This is a genomic window from Aquisalimonas sp., from assembly GCF_007120195.1.
Classification (GTDB): Bacteria; Pseudomonadota; Gammaproteobacteria; order Nitrococcales; family Aquisalimonadaceae; genus Aquisalimonas.
On the sequence record NZ_SKOG01000011.1, the window covers coordinates 13477 to 32495 of the forward strand.

A 19019-nucleotide genomic window follows, 5' to 3' on the forward strand; every position below is an offset into this window, starting at 1 on the left:
AGCAACCAGCGAGGACAGGACGATGAAAGGTGGCATGGGTAACCTGATGAAGCAGGCCCAGAAGATGCAGGAGGATATGCAGAGAGCGCAGGAAGAGATCGCGCGCATGGAAGTCACCGGCCAGGCAGGCGGCGGCATGGTTGCTGTGGTCATGAACGGCAAGCACGAATGCAAGCGCGTCGAGATTGACCCGAGCCTCTTCGGTGACGATGACGACCGGGAGATGATTGCCGATCTGGTGGCGGCCGCCTTTAATGATGCGGTTCGCAAGGTACAGGAGGCAACCCAGGAGCGTATGCAGGGCATGACCGAAGGCCTTGGCCTGCCGCCGGGCATGAAGCTGCCGTTCTGATGGAGGCGATCCACGCCTGATGGCCTATTCGCCACTCATCGAGCAGCTCATTGCCAGTCTGCGCACGCTGCCGGGCGTTGGACCCAAAAGCGCTCAGCGCATGGCATTTTATCTGTTGCAACGGAATCGCCGGGGCGGTGCTGTCCTGGCGGAAGTCCTCGGTGCGGCCATGGAGCGCGTCGGTGACTGCCGGGATTGCCGGCTGCCCACCGAAGAGGCGCGCTGCCCGATCTGCTGCAACGAGCAACGCGACGCGGCGGTCTTGTGCCTGGTGGAAAGCCCGGCCGACGTGTTTGCCTTGGAACAGGCTACGGACTACCGCGGTCGCTACTTCGTCCTCGGCGGGCGGCTATCACCGCTTGACGGTGTTGGCCCCGCGGAGCTTGGTCTTGACCGACTGGAAGCGCGGCTGCAGTCGGGGGAAATCAGGGAAGTGATCCTGGCCACAAGCCCGACAGTGGAGGGCGAGGCCACGGCCCAGTACGTGGCCGAGATGGCGAGAGACAACAACGCCAGCTGCAGCCGCATCGCCCACGGAGTTCCCATGGGGGGCGAGCTGGAGACCGTCGACAGCGGCACGCTTTCCCACGCCTTTGCCGGGCGGCGCGCCTACGATTAAGCCCCGTTTCGCACCCGCCTGCCTACGCGTTGCGCTCCGCCAGCAACTCGCGAAGGCTCGCGAGCCTCTCGGCGGTGATCGTGCCTTTTGCGATGGCGGCTCGAACCGCACAGCCCGGTTCGACGCCGTGCCCGCAGTCCCGGAATTCGCATCGATCCGCGTGCGGGGCAATATCCGGAAATCCGGCCTCGATGTCAGCGTGGGACAGATGCGCCAGGCGTAGCATGCGCACACCGGGCGAATCCACCAGGCCCCCGCCCGCGGGCAGACGGTACAAGGTGGTTTCCGTGGTGGTATGGCGCCCCTGGCCGCTGGCCTCGGAGATCGCCTGGGTGCGTGCCTGCCGGTCCGGAATCAGGCGGTTGATCAGCGATGACTTCCCGACACCGGACTGCCCTGCCAGCAGGCTGGTTCGATGCCCCAGGCTTTGGGTAAGAGCATCCAATCCCGCGCCATTGACGGTGCTGACGATGTGAATCGGGCAGTCTTGCGCCCGGGCACCAAGCAGCGCGGTTTCCATGCGTGTCGGCAGGGTTCCGGTCAGGAGATCGCCCTTGTTGATGACCACGAGCGGTGGCACGTCCAGACTTCTGGCCAGCACCAGGTAGCGGTCCAGCAGGCGTGGATCCGGCGTAGGCTCCGGCGCGCAAACGACCACGAGCTGATCCAGATTGGCGGCCAGCGGTCGCTCCTGGCCGCGGTAGTTTGTGCGCACCAGCGTGTTGCGCCGGGGCTGGATGCGATCGATGGCCAGCTGGTCCGGCAGCGGACCGGACCACTCGACCATATCACCGCAGATGGTGCGCCCGGTGCGCCGCCGGGTCAGGCACCGGAGCAGCTCTCCGGCGGGGGTTTCCACGATGCTCTCGGCGCCGAAGCTGATGATGACCTGGCCGTGGTTCATGCCAGTTGGGGTGCTCCCGTGGCGGTGGTAGTCACACATGATAGCGGTTGCAGAGCATAGCCTCTGATAGAATCGTCGGCAAGATGTTGCAATGCAAGGAATCCCGCACGATGTCCGCAAGTCCTGATAACCTGATTTGGATCGATCTCGAGATGACTGGGCTGAATACCGATGCGGACCGCATTATTGAGATCGCGACGGTTGTCACTGACAGCCAGCTCACCATACTCGCCGAAGGGCCCACAATCGCTATCCATCAGCCGGATCACGTGATTCAGGCGATGGATGACTGGAATACCCGCCAGCATGGCCAGAGCGGACTGATCGATCGCGTCCGGCGGAGCGGCTACGACGAAGCGACGGCGGAGCGGGAGACATTGACTTTCCTGGAGCGCTGGGTTCCCGCGGGTCAGTCACCCATGTGCGGCAATAGCATCTGCCAGGATCGGCGCTTTCTGCATCGTTGCATGCCGCAATTGGAGACCTATTTCCATTACCGGCACGTGGACGTCAGCACCCTGAAGGAATTGGCGAAGCGCTGGAATCCCGATTTGGTGAAAGAGTTCCGCAAGGAGGGCAGCCATCTGGCCATGGATGACGTTAAGGAATCGATCCGGGAGTTGCGGTTTTACCGGGAGCGGCTGTTTAATCAGGCGGCAGGGTGATGTCGATCGTGCGCCTTTGCTGTCACCTCCTGGAGGTTACGGGCCGCCACTCTCGACCGGGGTTTCCGGGTCGTTGCCCCATTCCGACCATGAGCCGTCGTAGCCGCGGACCTTCTCGAAGCCGAGGCTGCGCAGCATCACGTAACTCAGCGCCGAGCGGTGGTGCGTCTGACAGTGTGTCACCACCTCGAGATCAGGGTGGATCCCGCGCTCGGCCAGCATGGCCAGCAGTTGCTCCGGGGGCAATAGGCGGAGGTTGCGCTCGCGATCCATGGCGCGCGTCCACTCCAGGTTGACCGCGCCGGGAATGTGGCCGCCACGGGCGGCGCGCACGTCCTTGCCCGCAAACTCAGCCGGTGAACGGGCATCAAGAATTGCGACGTTGCTGTCATCCAAATGTTTCAGAATCCAGTCCCGCTCCGCCAGCGCGGGCGGATCCGGCGGCAAGCTCACGCGGTAGTCGCTTGGCTGCGGGGTATTCACTCCGGACTCGCCGGGATGGCCTTCGTTGAACCAGGCATAGTGGCCGCCATTGAGCAATGACCAGTGCGGATGGCCGCACACGTCCAGCGTCCACAATAAGCGGCTGGCGCGGCCGTTGCCCTCGTTATCGTAGGCGACTACGTGATCGTTATGGTGCAATCCGATTTCGGAGAGCACTGCGGAGAGGGCGTCTGCATCCGGTAGCAGCCCGAGGGCCGGCGGTGTCTTGCGGACAAGCCATGCGTAGGTCAGGTGAACGGCACCGGGCACATGGCGCTGAGCGTAGGTCGCCTGGTCGCTCAGGTCCACGATCAGCAGCTTGGGCTGGTGCAGGTTCTCCTGCAGGGTCTGCGGCTCGACTAGAAGGGGCAGTAGGGGTCCGCTCATGGTCACAGCCTCCTTCAGCGTGCATCCAATAACTCCAGCCAGTGTCGCACGGGCACTGCGGCGCCTTCATTGAGGTGGCAGAGGCAGCCGATGTTGGCGGTGGCGATGAGTTCTGGCTTGCCGGTCTGGAGATTGTTGAGTTTGTTCGTGCGCAGCTGCTTCGCCATCTCGGGCTGAAGTACCGAGTAGGTGCCGGCGGAGCCACAGCACAGGTGCGCGTCGGGCACGGGCGTTAGCTCGAAGCCCAGCCGGCGCAGCAGCGATTCGACTCGACCACCGAGTTTTTGCCCGTGCTGGAGCGTGCACGGTGGGTGGAATGCAATCTTGCGCGGCGCCTCGCGGGCCGGGGTGAGGCGCTCCTCCTCACGCAGCAGCAGCTCTACCGGGTCCACGGTGTGTTCGGCCACGCGCTGGGCTTTATCGGCATAGTCGGGGTCGTCGCGCAGGATGTGCCCGTAGTCCTTGACCTGCAGGCCGCAGCCGCTGGCATTGACGACGATGGCTTCGGCGCCGGCTTCCAGGTGCGGCCACCAGGCGTCGATGTTGGCGCGCACATGTTCCTCGGCGGCCTGCGGGTGTCCCAGGTGCTGGTCGATGGCACCGCAGCAGACACTGGCCGGGGTGCGGACGGTCTTGATGCGGAGACGGTCCAGTAGCCGGGCGGTGACCGGGTTAATGCCGGGATCCAGCGCTGGCTGCACACAGCCTTCCAGCAGGAGCACCTTGCGGGCATGGTTGCGCTCGGCCGGCCACCTCGGCGCCCGGCGCCGTGGCGGGATTTTGGCACGCAGCGCTCCGGGCACCAGCGGTCGGACGAGCTGCCCAGTACGCACCAGCGCGGTGAACAGCCGCCGGCGGGGGAGCACCGTGCGCAGCGCCGTGCGCATCAGCGCGCCGCGCCCGGTCCGCGGAACCTGTTGTTCCACCAGTGAGCGGCCGATATCCACCAGGCGGCCGTACTCCACACCGGAAGGGCAGGTGGACTCGCAGTTGCGGCAGGTGAGGCAGCGGTCCAGATGCACCTGGGTCGTCTCCGTCGCCGGCTGCCCCTCCAGGACCTTCTTCATGAGGTAGATCCGGCCCCGGGGACTGTCGAGTTCGTTGCCCACCAGCTGGTAGGTGGGGCAGGTGGCGAGGCAGAAGCCGCAGTGCGTGCACTTGCGCAGTATACGTTCTGCCTCCTCGCCTTCGGGGGTGTTCCTGATCGCGTCGGTGAGCCAAGTCTGCATGGATGATCCCGAATCGCTTGCTGTCTGTGCGCGGTTAGAGCCCGGCGTAAAGCCGGCCCGGATTAAAAATGCCTTTGGGGTCAAACGCGGCCTTCACGCGTACGTGCAGGCGGCGCACTGGTGTCGCGAGGGGGTGAAACACCTCGCCGCCCTGCTCTCCACCCCGAAACAGGGTGGCATGGCCGTGCAGCCTCACCGCCTCCCGGAATACGGCATCCGCCTTCGCATCGGTGCGCAGCCAGTGTTGTTGCCCGCCCCAGTCGGCCAATCGGTGGCCCGATAGCTCGGGGATGCCACTGAGCGGGGGGAGCGAGAGTCGCCACAGGGGAGGGCCGTCCTGGGTGAAGAACGGCAGCTGGTGATCCCGCAGGGCATGCCAGAACGTGGCAGGGTCGGATTGCTGCTCACCACCCAGCCGCTTCAGGCCGGCGTCCACGGCGAGTTTGGTACCGGACAGGCGGGCATACAAATGGCGGCCGTCGTGGGCGGCGCCCGAGATGGGCACACCGGCGCGGTAAGCCTCGTCGACGATGTAGAAGCCTTGCGCTTCGTTGGTCTCGAGTTGGATGGCCTCTTCCGCCTCGGGCAACGGCAGGACCTTCATGGAGACATCGAGCAGGACCCCCAGAGTGCCGAAGCTGCCCGTCACCAGGCGGGAGATATCGTAGCCGGCGACGTTTTTCATGACCTCGCCGCCGAAGCGCATGCTCTCGCCGCGACCGTTGATGAGCCGCACGCCCAGTACCAGGTCCCGCGCCGAACCCGCCCAGGGGCGCCGTGGGCCGGACAGCCCCGCGGCGATGGCCCCGCCCAGCGTGGTGGCGTCGCTGAACCGGGGTGGCTCGAAGGGCATCATCTGCCCGCTTTCCCGGAGCGCGATATCCAGCTCGTTCAGCGGCGTTCCGGCCCGAGCGGTCAGCACCAGTTCGGTCGGTTCGTAGTTGATGATGCCGCGATGGCCGGAGACCTCCAATGGCTCGCCGGCGATGGTGCGTGCGAGGAAGTCCTTGCTGCCGCCGCCGCGGATGCGCAGCGGCGTTCCCGCCTCCGCGGCCGCGGCCACCTGTTGCGCAAGGGTGTCCCCCAGGTCGTTATTGGTCATGAGTGACGCATCCCGTTGTGCTCAGAATCGTGGGATATCCGGGTGCGGGAGCTGCCCGTGATGCACGTGCATGGCCCCGAACTCGGCGCATCGGTTGAGGGTCGGGATCGCCTTGCCCGGGTTGAGCAACCCCTTGGGGTCGAAGGCACGTTTCAATGCGTGGAACTGCTCGAGATCCGGCGTCGGGAACTGCACGCACATCTGGTTGATCTTCTCCATACCCACGCCGTGCTCGCCGGTGACGGTGCCCCCGACCGCGATGCACAGCTCAAGGATCTTGCCGCCGAGTTCCTCGGTGCGTTCGAACTCGCCCTCAACGTTGCCGTCGTAGAGCACGAGTGGATGCAGATTGCCGTCCCCGGCGTGGAAGACATTAACCACCCGCAGCCCATACTCGTCGCTGAGTTTCTGCATTTCCTGGAGCACGTAGGCGAGCTGGCGCCGGGGAATCGTGCCGTCAATGCAGTAGTAGTCCGGAGAGATGCGGCCCACGGCGGGGAAGGCGGCCTTGCGTCCCGCCCAGAAGCGCGCTCTTTCCTCGTCATCCCGGGCGACACGGATTTCATCGGCGCCGGATTCTTCCAGCAGCGCGCGGACACGTTCGCGTTGCGCCTGGACGTCGTCGGCGCTGCCGTCGAGTTCGCAGATGAGAATCGCCGCGACATCGGTGGGGTAACCGGCATGCACGAAGTCCTCCGCCGCCCTAATCGCGGGGCCGTCCATCATTTCCAGACCGCCCGGAATGATGCCGTCGGCGATAATGCCGGCGACGGCGTTTCCGGCGGTCTCGACATCCTTGAACGAGGCCAGCAGCACATCCTTGGTGGGGGGCTCGGGTAACAGCTTGACCTTGATCTCGACGATGATCCCAAGCATCCCCTCGGAGCCGTTCACTACAGCGAGCAGATCATAGCCCGGGCTGTCAAGCGCCTTGGAGCCGACGGTCACCACCTCGCCGTCCATGGTGATCATGGTCACCTCGAGGACGTTATGCACGGTCAGCCCGTATTTCAGGCAGTGCACCCCCCCTGCATTCTCGGCCACATTGCCGCCGATGGAGCAGGCGATCTGAGAGGAGGGGTCAGGGGCGTAGTAAAGCCCGTAAGGCGCTGCCGCTTCGGAGATCGCCAGGTTTCGGACCCCCGGCTGGACTGTGGCAATGCGACGCTCGTCATCGAGGTCGAGGATGCGATTAAACCGCGCCAGGCTCAGGAGCACACCCTGCGGATGGGGCAACGCGCCGGCGGAAAGGCTGGTGCCGGAGCCGCGGGCGACCACCGGGACCTTCATCTGCGCGCAGACCTGCACCACATGGCGGGCCTGCTCCACCGTCTCGGGGATGGCCACCACTTGCGGCATTTGCCGATAGCCCGATAGCCCGTCGCACTCGTAAGGGCGCATGGCCTCGTCCTCGACGAGCAGGCTATCCCCTTGCAGTGCTTCGCCCAGGCGGCGAATAAGGGCGTCCCTGTCCACGGTAAATTGGCAGTCTTCCGTACGGTAGACTGACGCCATAATCACTCCTCCCGGCTTGCGTCGAGACGCACGCAATGCCTGTGTCACTCTGCGGGCCTTGGCACTCCATGATGGGTTACCAGGAGACTCTAGCTTATCAGAGCGTCTCCTGCGCGTCCGCTCAGCGTGGACAGGGTGTCTTGCCTGGGTCAGTTCTCGCCCACCTCCTTGCCGGCCAGGTACAGCCAGGTTTCCACCACCGTATCCGGGTTTAGCGAAACACTCTCTATCCCTTCGTCCATGAGCCAGCGGGCGAGTTCCGGATGGTCGGACGGCCCCTGGCCGCAGATGCCCACGTACTTGCCCTGGCGGCGGCAGGCCTGTATGGCCATGTGCAGCAGCGCCTTGACCGCGTCGTCGCGCTCGTCGAACAGGTGCGCGATGAGCCCGGAGTCACGATCCAGCCCGAGGGTGAGCTGGGTGAGGTCGTTGGAGCCGATGGAGTAGCCGTCAAAATATTCCAGGAACTGATCCGCGATCAGCGCGTTGGACGGCAGCTCGCACATCATGATGAGCCTGAGGCCATCCTGCCCGCGTTTGAGGCCGTTTTTGGCAAGCAAATCGACCACCTGCTTGGCCTCGGCAGGGGTGCGCACGAACGGGATCATGACCCAGACATTGCTCAGCCCCATGTCGTTGCGTACCTGCTTCAGTGCCTTGATCTCGAGCTCGAAACAGTCCTGGAAATTCTCCGAGATGTAACGCGCGGCGCCGCGATACCCCAGCATCGGGTTCTCTTCATCGGGCTCATAGTCGGCGCCACCGATCAGGTTGGCGTATTCGTTGGACTTGAAATCCGACGTGCGCACGATCACAGGCTTCGGCGAGAACGCCGCCGCCAGGGTGGATATCCCCTCTGCCAGGCGGTCGATGTAGAAGCGTACCGGGTCGTCGTAGCCCGCGGTCTGGGTGCGGATAATCGTCTGCACATCTTGCGGTTGCGCATCGAAGCTGAGCAGCGCCTTGGGGTGGATGCCGATCATGCGATTGATGATGAACTCCAGGCGCGCCAACCCAACCCCGGCGTTGGGCAGGTTCGCGAAGTCGAAGGCCCGGTCCGGATTGCCCACATTCATCATGATCTTGAAGGGCAGCTCCGGCATATTCTCCAGGCTGATCTCGCGGACTTCGAAGTCCTGCTTGCCGCCGTAGATGTAGCCGGTATCGCCCTCGGCGCAGGAAACGGTGACCTCGACGCCGTCATTGACCAGCGCGGTGGCATTGCCGCAGCCCACCACGGCCGGGATGCCCAACTCGCGCGCGATAATCGCCGCATGGCAGGTTCGCCCACCGCGATTGGTGACGATGGCCGACGCGCGCTTCATGATCGGTTCCCAGTCCGGGTCTGTCATATCCGTGACCAGCACGTCGCCGGGCTCGATGCGGTTCATGTCGCTGATCTCATCGACGACCCGGGCCTTGCCGGCGCCGATGCGCTGGCCGATGGCGCGGCCGGTGACGAGGACAGCGCCCTTGTCCTTGAGGTGGTAGCGTTGCAGCGTCTGCGTGCTATCCCGGCTCTTCACCGTCTCCGGCCGGGCCTGGAGAATGTAGAGCCTGCCGTCCGTGCCGTCTTTGCCCCATTCGATGTCCATGGGTCGGCCGTAGTGTTTCTCGATGATCAGCGCCTGGCGCGCCAGATCCTGGACTTCTTCATCGGTGAGCGAAAAGCGCAGGCTGTCGGTGCGATCAACATCCACGGTGCGCACGGAATTCCCGTGGCCTTGCGCGTCGGCGTAAACCATCTTGATGGCCTTGCTCCCCAGCGTGCGGCGGAGTACCGCGGGGCGGCCAGCCTCCAGGGTGGGCTTGTGGACGTAGAACTCGTCCGGATTCACCGACCCCTGGACCACCGTCTCGCCCAGGCCATACGAGGCGGTAATGAAAACCACATCGCGGAAGCCGGACTCCGTATCCATGGTGAACATGACACCGGCGGCGCCAATGTCCGAGCGAACCATGCGCTGGATGCCCGCTGACAGGGCCACCTGACCATGCTCGAAGCCCTGGTGGACGCGGTAAGAGATGGCGCGGTCGTTGAACAGCGAGGCGAACACGTGCTTGATCGCCAGCAGCACGCTGTCGAGCCCGCGCACATTCAGGAATGTCTCCTGCTGACCGGCAAAGGAGGCATCGGGCAGATCCTCGGCCGTGGCGGAGGAGCGGATGGCAAACGACGCCTCAACGGGCGTCTCGTCTTCGAGCTTCCGGTAAGCCGTCACGATCTCGTCGTGCAGCCGTTCGGTGAACGGCGTGTCGAGCACCATCTGGCGGATTTGCGCCCCGGCGCGGGCAAGCGCGTCGGTGTCGTCAACGTCCAGCCCCTCGAGGGCCTTGCCGATGCGCTGGCGCAGGCCGCTGTGGTCGAGAAAGTCCCAGTACGCAGCCGCCGTTGTCGCGAAACCGCCAGGGACCTGCACCCCGGCTGCGGCCAGGTTGCTGATCATCTCGCCGAGCGAGGCGTTCTTGCCCCCGACCCGGTCGACGTCGTTCATGCCCAGTGCTTCAAACCAGAGTACATAGTCCTGCAAGGTCGTTTCTCCCTGTTGCTCGCAGCACACGGCCAAGGAGCGTGCCCCGCGTCACTGCCGGCGGCGCCCATCGCGGGACGCCGCGTATCCTATGAAAACCGGCGCAACAGCGTAACCCCTTGAAATGGTTTCCTCCAGCCTTTGATTGCTCACAATCGCCGTGTAGTGTCCTGTTAACCAGCGCGGCATACCGACGCAGTGAGCACGCCATGACCCAGAAACGCACGGTGTTCTTCATTTCCGATCGCACCGGGATTACCGCTGAGACGCTTGGCCACAGCCTGCTGACTCAGTTCGATCTGGAACTTGAGCAGGTCACGCTTCCGTTCGTGGACGACGTTGTGAGGGCTCAGAAGGCGGTTGAGCAGATCAACCAGGTGGCCACTGCAACCGGTGCGAAGCCCCTGGTGTTCAGCACGGTGGTCAAGGCAGACGTTCGCGATCATTTGCGCCAGGGTCACGCCACCTTCTTCGATTTCTTCGACACGTTTATTTCACCGCTGGAGCGGGAGCTGGGCGTGCCGTCTTCACACGCCATCGGCCAGGCGCATGGGCGCGGGGACGATCGCCTCTACGATGTACGAATCGATGCCATGAATTTCGCGCTCAACAACGACGATGGCGTCAGTACGCATCACTACAAGGACGCCGATGTGGTCATCGTCGGTGTTTCTCGTACTGGAAAAACCCCGGTGTCCATCTATCTCGCGCTACAGTATGGCATTTATGCTGGCAATTATCCGCTGACCGACGAGGACCTGCTTGACGGTCGCCTGCCCCAGTGCCTGCGCAAGCACCGGCGCAAACTCTATGGGCTGAGTATTCACCCCGAGCGCCTCACGGAGATTCGCCAGGAACGCCGCCCGAACAGCACCTACGCGTCATTTCAGCAGTGCCAGATGGAGGTCGCCCGCGCAGAGGGTCTGTTCAAGCGCGAGTCGATTCCCTACGTCAACTCAACATCCATTTCCATCGAGGAAATCGCGACCACGATCATCCACGAAGGTAGGCTGAAGCGTCGCCTGTACTAGGCACGCCCTGCCGGGCCAGGACACTACTTGGAGCCGCCCGGCCCTGTGTTATGCTCCCGCAATGTTCCAGGATATCGGCCAGCACAGCCTTCTGCAGACGCTCCCGGCGCGTTCGTTCGCAACGCTGATGGAGCTCTACGAGAGCAATTACATCCAATTGCGGCGCCTTGCACCGGAGCTGCATCGGATGGAAGGATCCTTCGTCTCGCGGGTTGCCGACGGCGCAGATCTGCACCTGCAGATTATCGAACAGACGCCTTACACCACGTCCGTCGCCCTGACCCACTATTTCTCCCGTCCGGAGCCCTGGCCGTCGCAGCCGGACCTCCGCGTGCGCATCTACCATGACGCCCGTGCCGGCGAGGTGATGCCCGATAGCGAGGTCGAGCATTTCGACCTGTGGGGCGGTCGGCGGCCCGAGCCAAAAAGCCTGGAGTGGCGCTGGGGGCTGAACCGGTTTCTGAATCGCTGGCTGCAGTACTGCCTCAGTGAAGGGCACGGGTTTACGCCGGTGGGTGCGCACACCGGCTAGCAGGCCAACTAGCGTCCCTGCAGCAACCCTCGCCGCAGTTCCTCGGGGCACATGCTCTCGAGCCAGTCGATTCCCCGTCGGGCAAGACGCCTGCCGAGGGTGGGTGTATCCACCTCGTACGCTGCCCATTGCCATGAACCCCGGGGCAGGGCTGACGGCTCCGGCGGTAACCGGTGGTGGTTACAGAAGAGAAACTCCGGCGCGAGCGTCTCCGCGCGCTCGATCATGGCCACGCCGTAACCAGGCAGAACCCAGCCCACCGCCACGTCGGCCTGGGACCGTGCGACCTGCAGTACGGTGTCGCTGAAGCTGATAATCACGCGTCGCTCTCCCAGGGGCTGGCTGGCGGCCAGCACGACCTGGACCGCCAGGGGTATCGAGTGGTGCCAGAGAAGCTCGGTCTTGATCTCGATAAAGACCTTGCTGAAGGGCAGGTTCGCCAGATGCTCTGCCAACGACGCCAGCTCGGGAACTTGTTCTCCGCGGAAGCGCTCGCCGAAGCGGCGGGGTTCGTGGGCGCTCACCCCGCCAAGCTCCGCCGCCGTCAGGGCGCTGATATCCCCGCGGTAATCCGTCGTTCGGTCCAGGAATGGATCATGCAACACCACTGGCACTGCATCAGCGGTCAGCTGTATATCCATTTCGACGGCGTCGGCGCCTGCTTCAACCGCCGCATCGAAGGCCCGGCGCGTATTCTCCGGATAATGTCGGGCGACGCCGCGATGGGCAATGATGCCTGGAGAATCGGCCATCGTCGTCTCCCTGAAGCTGGAATGCGTGCACGAGCGCCAGGGTAGCGCCACGGGCCACTTGACGCGAGCCGTGCCGGTGTCAGGAGTTCAGGCGCAGCCGACGAATGGCGAGGTGCAACGCCCGCAGCTCCTGCTTGCCGCCGCGGCGGCCGTACCTGAGCGCTCCGTAGCGCTGGGCGATGGCGTCAATGGCGTCGGCCTGCGTGGGCCATCGGGCGGCGGCGCGCCGCGCGAAATCCCGCGGCCCCTCATCCGGGCGGCGGTGCAGCCCGTGACGGGCCAGGCGAGAGCAGAAACGTTGCCATGCGGCGGCCGCCGGGTCCATGGGGCGTTGGCGGCTGCGGCGCAGGATCAGGGTCGCCAGGCCGGCCAGCGCGAGCGCCATGGAGGCGGCGATCGCCAGCGCAACGCGTTGCCATGAGCCCAAATTGAGCCGGTCCATCAGGTGTTGCTGCAGGGCCGGGCTGTAGGCCAGCACCCAACGATTCCAGTAGGCGTTGATCGCATCCCAGCGCAGGGAAAGATGCTGCCGCAGACCGTTGCCCTCAAAGGCACCGCGTGGCACCAGCGCTTCCTGCGGGAGGGCGCCGGCCAGCCCCTGTTCAATGCGATCGGGGGCCACATAGCCGGTGGGATCGACACGACGCCAGCCGTCGCCCTCGAGCCATACCTCCACCCAGGCGTGGGCGTCGGATTGCCGCACGATCATGTAATCCCCGGCTGGGTTCATGCGACCCCCCAGATATCCTGTCACGACCCGAGCCGGGATGCCTGCCGCGCGCATGAGCACGGTGAATGCGGCGGCGAAGTGTTCGCAGAAGCCCGACCGCGTGCCGAAGAGGAACTCATCGATGCTGTCGCCATCCAGGCGGGGCGGCTGCAGGGTGTACGTGAACGGTTCACGCCGGAAGTGCCCAAGCCCGTGCTCGATGAGCTCTGCATCGTCCGTTTGCTCCTGCCGCCATGTTCGGGCGAGTTCGCGCGAGCGCGGGTGGGCGTCATCCGGGAGCTGGGTGTAGTGGTTGCGTGCGGCGCCGGAGAGGGTCTCCCCAAGCTGGTACTGGAGCACGGAACGCGCCTGGTAGCGAATTCGCTCCCGCACCGGGTTCTCCTGTTCGAGCTGGTGCGCGGCGTCGAACCGCGCCGCCCGGTCGACGCCGGTTGCAATATCCAGTGTCAGCAGCCAGGGCTTGTTGTGGGGCTCCAGGGTGATGGTGTAATCCGTCGCATTGGTGAGCGCTAGCACCTCAGGCGGCCCGGCAGCGGAGCTGCCAGCCTGCGCCCAGGTCCGTCCGTCGTAGTCGCTCAATACCGGCCCCCTCCAGTAGCGCTGTGGGCGCGGCGGCGGATCGCCGGCGAATTCGGCGCGCAACGCCACTTCGTCCGACTGGCTGATCTCGCTGATGCTGCCCGGTGACATCTCGTCGCTCAGACCAGTCATGGCAACGTAAGCGTCATCGGGCATGCTCCAAAGCGGGCCCGGTACCCGTGGGAAGAGCACGAACAGGATCACCATGATCGGCAGTGCCTGGGCAAGCATGGTGGCGGCGAGCCGTGTGTGGGCGAGCGGGCGGCTACCGTCATCCGCCTTCTGGGTAGTGATAAGCAGCGTGGTCAGGGCCCAGACCGTGACCAGCAGGTAGACCACCGTGAGCAGGGTCTGTGCGTAGATCAAATGCGTGGCGATGAGGAAGTACCCCAGCAGCAGCGCGACCAGCACGTCACGCCGTGTTCGCATCTCCAGGAGCTTGAAGCTCGCCATGAGGCACAGCAGCGCGACTCCGGCGTCGAGGCCGAGGATGGTGCCGTAGGAGAGGTAGATCGCGCTGGTGCCGGCGATAACACCCAGCAAACGGATTGTTCGGCCCGGCAGGCGTTCGCCGCGCCGACTGAGCACATATCGCAGGCAGCCGCAGGCGATGACAGTCGCCGTGAGCCACAGCGGCACGTGGAGGGCATGGGGCGCCATGACCAGCCCCAGCCCGCCCAGGAGCCAGGCCAGCGTCTGGTTGGAAACGCACTCGCGATGTCGACGTATCGTCAATCCGGGAACCTCGCCAGGGCCTCAAGGCAGCGTTCCTTGTGTGCCGGTCCGGTGGCCGGAGCAAGTCGGCGGCCAGGGAGCGCCAGGCCGTAAGGCCTACCGGCCTGTTCCGCATCGAGAATCCAACGGCACAGGCGCGATAGCCGGGCTTCAGGGGCCAGCCCCTGGATCGTGTCGTAGTCCAGCCAGACCCTGTCGGGGGTCTCGCCGGCGAACTGTTTCGTCTGTATCTCTTGGCCCTGCGCGAGGGTGCGCCAGGCGATGCGTTTCAGCGGGTCGGCCGGCTGATAGGGGCGCAGGCCCGTAAACTCGTCGTCACCCTGGCCTGTGGGGCGTTCGGAGCCCGTACTGGCGTGACTTTTCGGTTCGGGAACCCGGCCGGTCTCGGGCTTGGGATAGACCGCGCACGTGGCCTCCAGGGCGACGCGGCTCCACGCGCGGAAGAGTCCGCCCGGGAATACGCTTTCCACGACCACCACGGGGAGCGGGTGCAGCCCCCGGTGCCGGGTCGCCACCGGCAGCATCGCGGAGCGGCTGTCCAACTGCGGGATTTTGGTGACGGCTGGCCGGTTGGCTGCGGCTCGCAGAACAATTCCGTAACGAGGGCGCAGGGCATTGTTGTCGATTCGCACAGGAACATGCGCGTGACCGCCGGCAAACACAGGTTCCGGGTAAGCGGCGGTGATCTGCAGGCCCAGCAGGTTGCGAAAGGTATGGATCATGGCCACCAGAGCGAGGCCCAGGAGCAGAAAACACAGCACAAAGGCCATGTTATTGCTGTAGTTCACCGCGCCGACCCAGATGGCAAGCACCATGGCGGTGAACACGAGGCCACCGCGGGTCGGCAGGATAAGGATCTGTCGGTAGCCCAGGGCGACGCTGTGCCCCTGGTGGGCGCGGCGCTCCATCCAGCCCCGAATCAGCTTCCCTGGCGTCGCCAGCATAGGAACCTTCTCAAATCTCGCGTCACGGGATGGCTACATCACGCAGCAGGGCCTCCGGTGAGGTACGGCCGTCCGGAGAGTCGCTGCCTTGCAGGCGGTGACCGGCGACGCCCGGGAAGACGGCCTGCACATCCTCGGGCAGGACGGCATCGCGCCCGTCGAGCAATGCCCAGGCGCGGGCGGCACGAAGGAGCGCCTGACCGGCTCGGGGCGATAGCCCGTGGGTGATCTCCGGCGTGCTTCTGGTGTGGGCGAGGATGTTCTGCACATAGGCAATCAGCGCCTCCGAGGCGTGCACTGACTGGACCTTTTGCTGGAGCGCGAGCAGTTCCTCCTGCCCGAGCATGGGTTGCGTTTCCGCAATGAGTTCGCGCCGATCCCGTCCCGAGAGCAGTTCGCGCTCGGCATCCCGATCCGGATAGCCGACGCTGATGCGCATCAGAAAGCGGTCCAGTTGCGACTCCGGCAGAGGAAACGTGCCCAACTGGCTATCCGGGTTCTGGGTGGCAATGACGAAAAACGGGCGCGGGAGTGGGCGCGTCTCGCCTTCCACGGTGACTTGCTGCTCCTCCATGGCTTCGAGCAGGGCGCTCTGTGTCTTCGGCGTGGCGCGATTGACCTCGTCGGCGAGCACCAGTTGGCTGAACACAGGGCCGGGATGGAAAATGAACTCGCCGCCCTGACGATGGTAGATGCTGGCACCGATCACGTCCGCCGGTAGCATGTCGCTCGTGAACTGGATGCGCCGGAAGTCGAGGCCGAACAACCGGGCCAGAACATGGGCAAGCGTGGTCTTGCCGACACCGGGCAGGTCCTCGATCAGCAGATGACCACCCGCAAGCATGCACGCAACAGCGAGCCGTATGGGGCGCTCCTTGCCGAGTATGACACCGCCTGCGGCACGCAGCAGCGGATCAAATTCGGAGCCGTGCGCTCGGGACAGGCGTGCATGCCACACGTTAGGCCTCCTGCGTTGGTCCCCGCGCGCAGCCAAGGAATCAAAGGAATGGTTCAACGTATCCGGATTGAATCGGGCTTCAGAGTAACGGATGGGAGCCGCGGGGAGTGAGAACGAGTTGGCGTCTCGGTGGCCTTTCGTTTGCGATTATGTCTGGGAGACTCGAAAAACACGACTCGCAAGCGGCGCGGGCCAGCCACTGCGGGTTGCGTTGCTCGTTGCTTGCGCAGGCTTTGCTACACTACCCTCCTTGCGCCTGGCCTCATTGCTCGCCCCATTGGCGGAGACGACCGCGGGGCTTCGCCATGTCAGGTGTTGACAGGTAGGTCTTCATTAGACCAATACCGTGGTGTGGCGTGGGAAACCGGACTATGGCCATTCGACACGCACCGGACACGATGCAGGCAATGGTGCTGGAGGCGCCGGGGAGTGCTTTGGCGTTGCGCCGGGTGCCGGTGCCAGAGGTCACGAAACCGGAGCAGGTCCTGTTGCGGGTGCAGGCGTGCGGCATTTGCCGAACGGACCTGCACATACTCGACGGCGAGCTGACGCAACCGAAGCTGCCGCTGATTCCAGGGCACCAGATCGTGGGTGAAGTGGTCGCACAGGGTAGCGGAGTTAGCCATTTCGGTATCGGCGATCGGGTTGGGGTCCCATGGCTGGGATACACCGACGACACCTGCCGATATTGTCGGCGCGGCCAGGAGAACCTGTGCGCCGACGCCCGTTTCACGGGCTACGACCTGGACGGCGGGTTTGCCGAGTACGCCGTGGCCGACTGCCGCTTTTGCTTTCCACTGCCGCCCAAGGCCAAGGCGGTGGATGTCGCACCCCTGTTATGCGCGGGGCTGATCGGTTTTCGCACGTGGCGCCTGGCGGGTGGCACGGGCATGGAGCATCTGGGCATCTACGGCTTCGGCGCGGCGGCCCACATCATCACGCAGATCGCTGTCCATCACGGTCAGTCGGTGTATGCGTTCACGCGTCCAGGCGATGACGCTGCCCAGGCGCTGGCACGCCGGCTCGGTGTGGCTTGGGCGGGGGGCAGTGATGAAGCGCCGCCGAGACCCTTGGACGGCGCGTTGATTTTCGCGCCCGTGGGCGACTTGATGCCCACGGCACTGGAGCATGTGGACCGCGGTGGCACCGTGGTCAGCGGCGGCATCCACATGAGCGATATACCGAGTTTTCCGTACCGACTGCTGTGGGAGGAGCGCACCCTCACATCGGTCGCCAACCTCACTCGGGCGGACGGGGAAGACTTCCTCGCTTTGGCCCCGAGAGTCCCGGTGCACACGGAGATTACGCGTTATCGCCTTGCCGAGGCCAACCAGGCACTCGAGGACCTGCGCCGCGGCGCGTTCGCGGGCGCGGCTGTCCTGGTCATCGACGAGCATCCATGACTGGTGTCAGGCAGCCCCTCAGGCAGACGCCGGTCAGGCGAAGCCGGGTGGGTTCCACTCGTCCATCATTCTGCGGCGCGCTGCTTCCAGCCGCTCGGACATGAGGCCGGAGAATCGCTTTAGTATCGCGTAACCAAACGCCGGGTCTTCCTCGCATTGGGCGAGAATGCCCGCGCCGTCGAACTCAAACAGTTCGGTGGCCTGTTCAGCCCGAGCCTGGAAGGTCCACTGGAACGGTGGAATCAACCAGGACCACCCGAGGACCTTGCCATCGCCTAGGCGCTGGATGACCAGCGAGGGGCCTGAGATCGCGGGAACCTCGATGAGGATTTTGCCGCTGCGGACGACGTAAAAGGCCTCCGCCCAGTCACCCTGGCGAAACAGCACCTCATCCTTGGCGAGGTGGCGCTGCGAGGCAAAGTTGCTCAGGATGTCAAGGAAGGCAGTATCGACGTCCGAGAAGAAAGGCAATTTCGCCAATTCATGTTTAAGGGTGGTGTCGTCCATTGGTTCTCTCCTGTTGCCGAAGGCACATTCATCAAAAAAGCCGTTTCCCGACGTGTTGCAGCGCGTTCCGAGGAATCGACACTGTCTTCGCGTCATCTGCCGGCGGATCTTCTCAACGCTGAGCGCGATTGCGACGCGGCGGCGCGCCGCACTGGAGAGCGCTAAAGAATCAGGACACTACCATTACCCAGTGCTGCGTATATTGACCTCGATCAGGAGTGACAGGGAACGGCCAACCTGACGATTCGTTGTGTTCCGAGCGATAGCAGGGGTCACGATGTCTGAAGAACTCGAGCATAGTCACGATCCAGAGGCGATCCGACGGCGTTTGGCGGCTGATCCAAGGCCAAGTTACCTGCGTGATTCGATTCTCGGTGGAATCGATGGCTGCGTCACGACTATTGCGGTGGTTGCCAGTGTGGCGGGCGCCGGTTTGCCAGGCATGGTGGCGTTCGTCCTCGGGGTTGCCAGTCTGGTTGCCGATGCGTTTAGTATGGGGGTTAGCAACTACCAGGCAGTCAAAAGCGACGATGACGCACGACGGCGTGTGCGCAAACAGGAACGACGGCATATCGATCTCGTCCCTGAGGGTGAGCGGGAGGAGATCCGTCAAATCTTTCGTCAGAAGGGGTTTGACGGTGACACGCTGGAGCAGGTTGTCGAGACGATCACCGCCAGTCCGCGCCTGTGGGTGGATACGATGATCCGGGAGGAACATGGCTTGGCGCTGCAAGGTCCCTCACCGACCAGGGCGGGCCTTGCGACCTTTACCGTTTTTCTCGCGGTTGGTGTGCTGCCGCTGCTGCCTTTCCTGGTGCCGCTGTTTAGCGGCAACGAGTACTTTGTCGCGAGCGGCGGTATCGCTGCCATCGCCTTGTTTGCGATCGGCTGGGTCAAGGGTGTTGTCCTCGATATGTCGCGCCTGCGCGCCGGCTTGGAGACCTTGCTCATGGGCGGTGGTGCGGCTGTCGTTGCCTTCTTGTTCGGGTTGTTCCTCGAACCGATGCTGGGTGATCTGCGTCTGAACTGACGTCATCCGCCCATGTGGGGCGGCTTCTTCG

The 19019-nt window shown here is 64.4% G+C and carries 18 protein-coding genes; 7 read left to right on the forward strand and 11 right to left on the reverse strand.

Features of this window, described 5'->3' with window-relative positions:
- Nucleotides 1-22 precede the first annotated feature (22 nt).
- Complete coding sequence (locus QZT63_RS01430) at nucleotides 23-352, forward strand: YbaB/EbfC family nucleoid-associated protein (protein ID WP_290647923.1); 330 nt, start codon at nucleotides 23-25, stop codon at nucleotides 350-352.
- 19 nt (nucleotides 353-371) lie between these two features.
- Nucleotides 372-971: a recombination mediator RecR gene (recR, locus tag QZT63_RS01435; RefSeq protein ID WP_290647925.1), complete on the forward strand. Its 600-nt coding sequence runs from the start codon at nucleotides 372-374 to the stop codon at nucleotides 969-971.
- Nucleotides 972-993: 22 nt separating this feature from the next.
- Here recR and rsgA read toward each other — a convergent pair whose 3' ends face one another.
- Entirely contained in the window at nucleotides 994-1875 is an 882-nt protein-coding gene (gene rsgA, locus QZT63_RS01440) for a ribosome small subunit-dependent GTPase A (RefSeq protein ID WP_290647927.1), read from the reverse strand.
- 110 nt (nucleotides 1876-1985) lie between these two features.
- Here rsgA and orn point away from each other — a divergent pair, with 110 nt between their 5' ends.
- Nucleotides 1986-2540 carry an oligoribonuclease gene (gene orn, locus QZT63_RS01445; RefSeq protein ID WP_290647929.1) on the forward strand — a complete coding sequence of 185 codons (555 nt, stop codon included), beginning with the start codon at nucleotides 1986-1988 and terminating at the stop codon, nucleotides 2538-2540.
- 36 nt (nucleotides 2541-2576) lie between these two features.
- Here the strand turns inward: orn and QZT63_RS01450 are convergent, their stop codons facing one another.
- The 5 genes from QZT63_RS01450 to ppsA form a co-directional block, all read right to left on the reverse strand.
- A complete protein-coding gene (locus QZT63_RS01450) occupies nucleotides 2577-3410 on the reverse strand; it encodes a sulfurtransferase (protein WP_290647931.1) in 834 nt (277 codons plus the stop codon).
- A 14-nt stretch (nucleotides 3411-3424) separates the two neighbouring features.
- Nucleotides 3425-4639, reverse strand: coding sequence for a glycolate oxidase subunit GlcF (gene glcF / locus QZT63_RS01455; protein ID WP_290647933.1), 1215 nt, complete (start codon nucleotides 4637-4639; stop codon nucleotides 3425-3427).
- A gap of 34 nt (nucleotides 4640-4673) precedes the next feature.
- Entirely contained in the window at nucleotides 4674-5741 is a 1068-nt protein-coding gene (gene glcE, locus QZT63_RS01460; protein WP_290647935.1) for a glycolate oxidase subunit GlcE, read from the reverse strand.
- A gap of 21 nt (nucleotides 5742-5762) precedes the next feature.
- Nucleotides 5763-7256 (reverse strand): FAD-linked oxidase C-terminal domain-containing protein, encoded by a 1494-nt coding sequence (locus QZT63_RS01465; RefSeq protein WP_290647936.1) that lies wholly within the window; start codon nucleotides 7254-7256, stop codon nucleotides 5763-5765.
- A gap of 149 nt (nucleotides 7257-7405) precedes the next feature.
- Nucleotides 7406-9787, reverse strand: a complete 2382-nt coding sequence (gene ppsA, locus QZT63_RS01470) for a phosphoenolpyruvate synthase (protein ID WP_290647937.1) — start codon at nucleotides 9785-9787, stop codon at nucleotides 7406-7408.
- Nucleotides 9788-9996: 209 nt separating this feature from the next.
- Here ppsA and QZT63_RS01475 point away from each other — a divergent pair, with 209 nt between their 5' ends.
- Together QZT63_RS01475 and QZT63_RS01480 are read left to right on the forward strand one after the other, a co-directional pair.
- A complete protein-coding gene (locus QZT63_RS01475; protein WP_290647938.1) occupies nucleotides 9997-10818 on the forward strand; it encodes a pyruvate, water dikinase regulatory protein in 822 nt (273 codons plus the stop codon).
- A gap of 61 nt (nucleotides 10819-10879) precedes the next feature.
- Nucleotides 10880-11350 (forward strand): DUF1249 domain-containing protein, encoded by a 471-nt coding sequence (locus QZT63_RS01480; protein ID WP_290647940.1) that lies wholly within the window; start codon nucleotides 10880-10882, stop codon nucleotides 11348-11350.
- 8 nt (nucleotides 11351-11358) lie between these two features.
- On the opposite strand, the gene QZT63_RS01485 is transcribed toward QZT63_RS01480, so the two are convergent.
- The 4 genes from QZT63_RS01485 to QZT63_RS01500 form a co-directional block, all read right to left on the reverse strand.
- On the reverse strand, nucleotides 11359-12102 hold the full coding sequence (locus QZT63_RS01485) for a glycerophosphodiester phosphodiesterase family protein (RefSeq protein WP_290647942.1): 744 nt from the start codon (nucleotides 12100-12102) through the stop codon (nucleotides 11359-11361).
- A gap of 79 nt (nucleotides 12103-12181) precedes the next feature.
- Nucleotides 12182-14146, reverse strand: a complete 1965-nt coding sequence (locus QZT63_RS01490) for a DUF3488 and transglutaminase-like domain-containing protein (RefSeq protein ID WP_290647943.1) — start codon at nucleotides 14144-14146, stop codon at nucleotides 12182-12184.
- Entirely contained in the window at nucleotides 14143-15090 is a 948-nt protein-coding gene (locus QZT63_RS01495) for a DUF58 domain-containing protein (RefSeq protein WP_290647945.1), read from the reverse strand. The genes QZT63_RS01490 and QZT63_RS01495 overlap by 4 nt, the downstream gene beginning before the upstream one ends.
- Nucleotides 15091-15112: 22 nt before the next feature.
- Nucleotides 15113-16033, reverse strand: coding sequence for an AAA family ATPase (locus QZT63_RS01500; protein ID WP_290647999.1), 921 nt, complete (start codon nucleotides 16031-16033; stop codon nucleotides 15113-15115).
- 386 nt (nucleotides 16034-16419) lie between these two features.
- On the opposite strand from QZT63_RS01500, the gene QZT63_RS01505 reads away from it, so the two are divergent.
- Nucleotides 16420-17451: a zinc-dependent alcohol dehydrogenase family protein gene (locus QZT63_RS01505; RefSeq protein WP_290647947.1), complete on the forward strand. Its 1032-nt coding sequence runs from the start codon at nucleotides 16420-16422 to the stop codon at nucleotides 17449-17451.
- Between the two features lie 33 nt (nucleotides 17452-17484).
- Here QZT63_RS01505 and QZT63_RS01510 read toward each other — a convergent pair whose 3' ends face one another.
- The gene (locus tag QZT63_RS01510; protein ID WP_290647951.1) at nucleotides 17485-17958 is read right to left on the reverse strand and encodes a Crp/Fnr family transcriptional regulator; all 474 of its coding nucleotides are present in this window, start codon (nucleotides 17956-17958) and stop codon (nucleotides 17485-17487) included.
- Nucleotides 17959-18235: 277 nt separating this feature from the next.
- On the opposite strand from QZT63_RS01510, the gene QZT63_RS01515 reads away from it, so the two are divergent.
- On the forward strand, nucleotides 18236-18988 hold the full coding sequence (locus QZT63_RS01515; protein ID WP_290647953.1) for a VIT1/CCC1 transporter family protein: 753 nt from the start codon (nucleotides 18236-18238) through the stop codon (nucleotides 18986-18988).
- Nucleotides 18989-19019 lie beyond the last annotated feature (31 nt).

Bases quoted from the DNA above. Each gene is read 5' to 3' on its own strand.
- QZT63_RS01430 (WP_290647923.1), top strand. From the start codon at position 23: ATGAAAGGTGGCATGGGTAACCTGATGAAGCAGGCCCAGAAGATGCAG.
- recR (WP_290647925.1), top strand. From the start codon at position 372: ATGGCCTATTCGCCACTCATCGAGCAGCTCATTGCCAGTCTGCGCACG.
- rsgA (WP_290647927.1), bottom strand. From the start codon at position 1,875: ATGAACCACGGCCAGGTCATCATCAGCTTCGGCGCCGAGAGCATCGTG.
- orn (WP_290647929.1), top strand. From the start codon at position 1,986: ATGTCCGCAAGTCCTGATAACCTGATTTGGATCGATCTCGAGATGACT.
- QZT63_RS01450 (WP_290647931.1), bottom strand. From the start codon at position 3,410: ATGAGCGGACCCCTACTGCCCCTTCTAGTCGAGCCGCAGACCCTGCAG.
- glcF (WP_290647933.1), bottom strand. From the start codon at position 4,639: ATGCAGACTTGGCTCACCGACGCGATCAGGAACACCCCCGAAGGCGAG.
- glcE (WP_290647935.1), bottom strand. From the start codon at position 5,741: ATGACCAATAACGACCTGGGGGACACCCTTGCGCAACAGGTGGCCGCG.
- QZT63_RS01465 (WP_290647936.1), bottom strand. From the start codon at position 7,256: ATGGCGTCAGTCTACCGTACGGAAGACTGCCAATTTACCGTGGACAGG.
- QZT63_RS01475 (WP_290647938.1), top strand. From the start codon at position 9,997: ATGACCCAGAAACGCACGGTGTTCTTCATTTCCGATCGCACCGGGATT.
- QZT63_RS01480 (WP_290647940.1), top strand. From the start codon at position 10,880: ATGTTCCAGGATATCGGCCAGCACAGCCTTCTGCAGACGCTCCCGGCG.
- QZT63_RS01485 (WP_290647942.1), bottom strand. From the start codon at position 12,102: ATGGCCGATTCTCCAGGCATCATTGCCCATCGCGGCGTCGCCCGACAT.
- QZT63_RS01495 (WP_290647945.1), bottom strand. From the start codon at position 15,090: ATGCTGGCGACGCCAGGGAAGCTGATTCGGGGCTGGATGGAGCGCCGC.
- QZT63_RS01505 (WP_290647947.1), top strand. From the start codon at position 16,420: ATGGCCATTCGACACGCACCGGACACGATGCAGGCAATGGTGCTGGAG.
- QZT63_RS01510 (WP_290647951.1), bottom strand. From the start codon at position 17,958: ATGGACGACACCACCCTTAAACATGAATTGGCGAAATTGCCTTTCTTC.
- QZT63_RS01515 (WP_290647953.1), top strand. From the start codon at position 18,236: ATGTCTGAAGAACTCGAGCATAGTCACGATCCAGAGGCGATCCGACGG.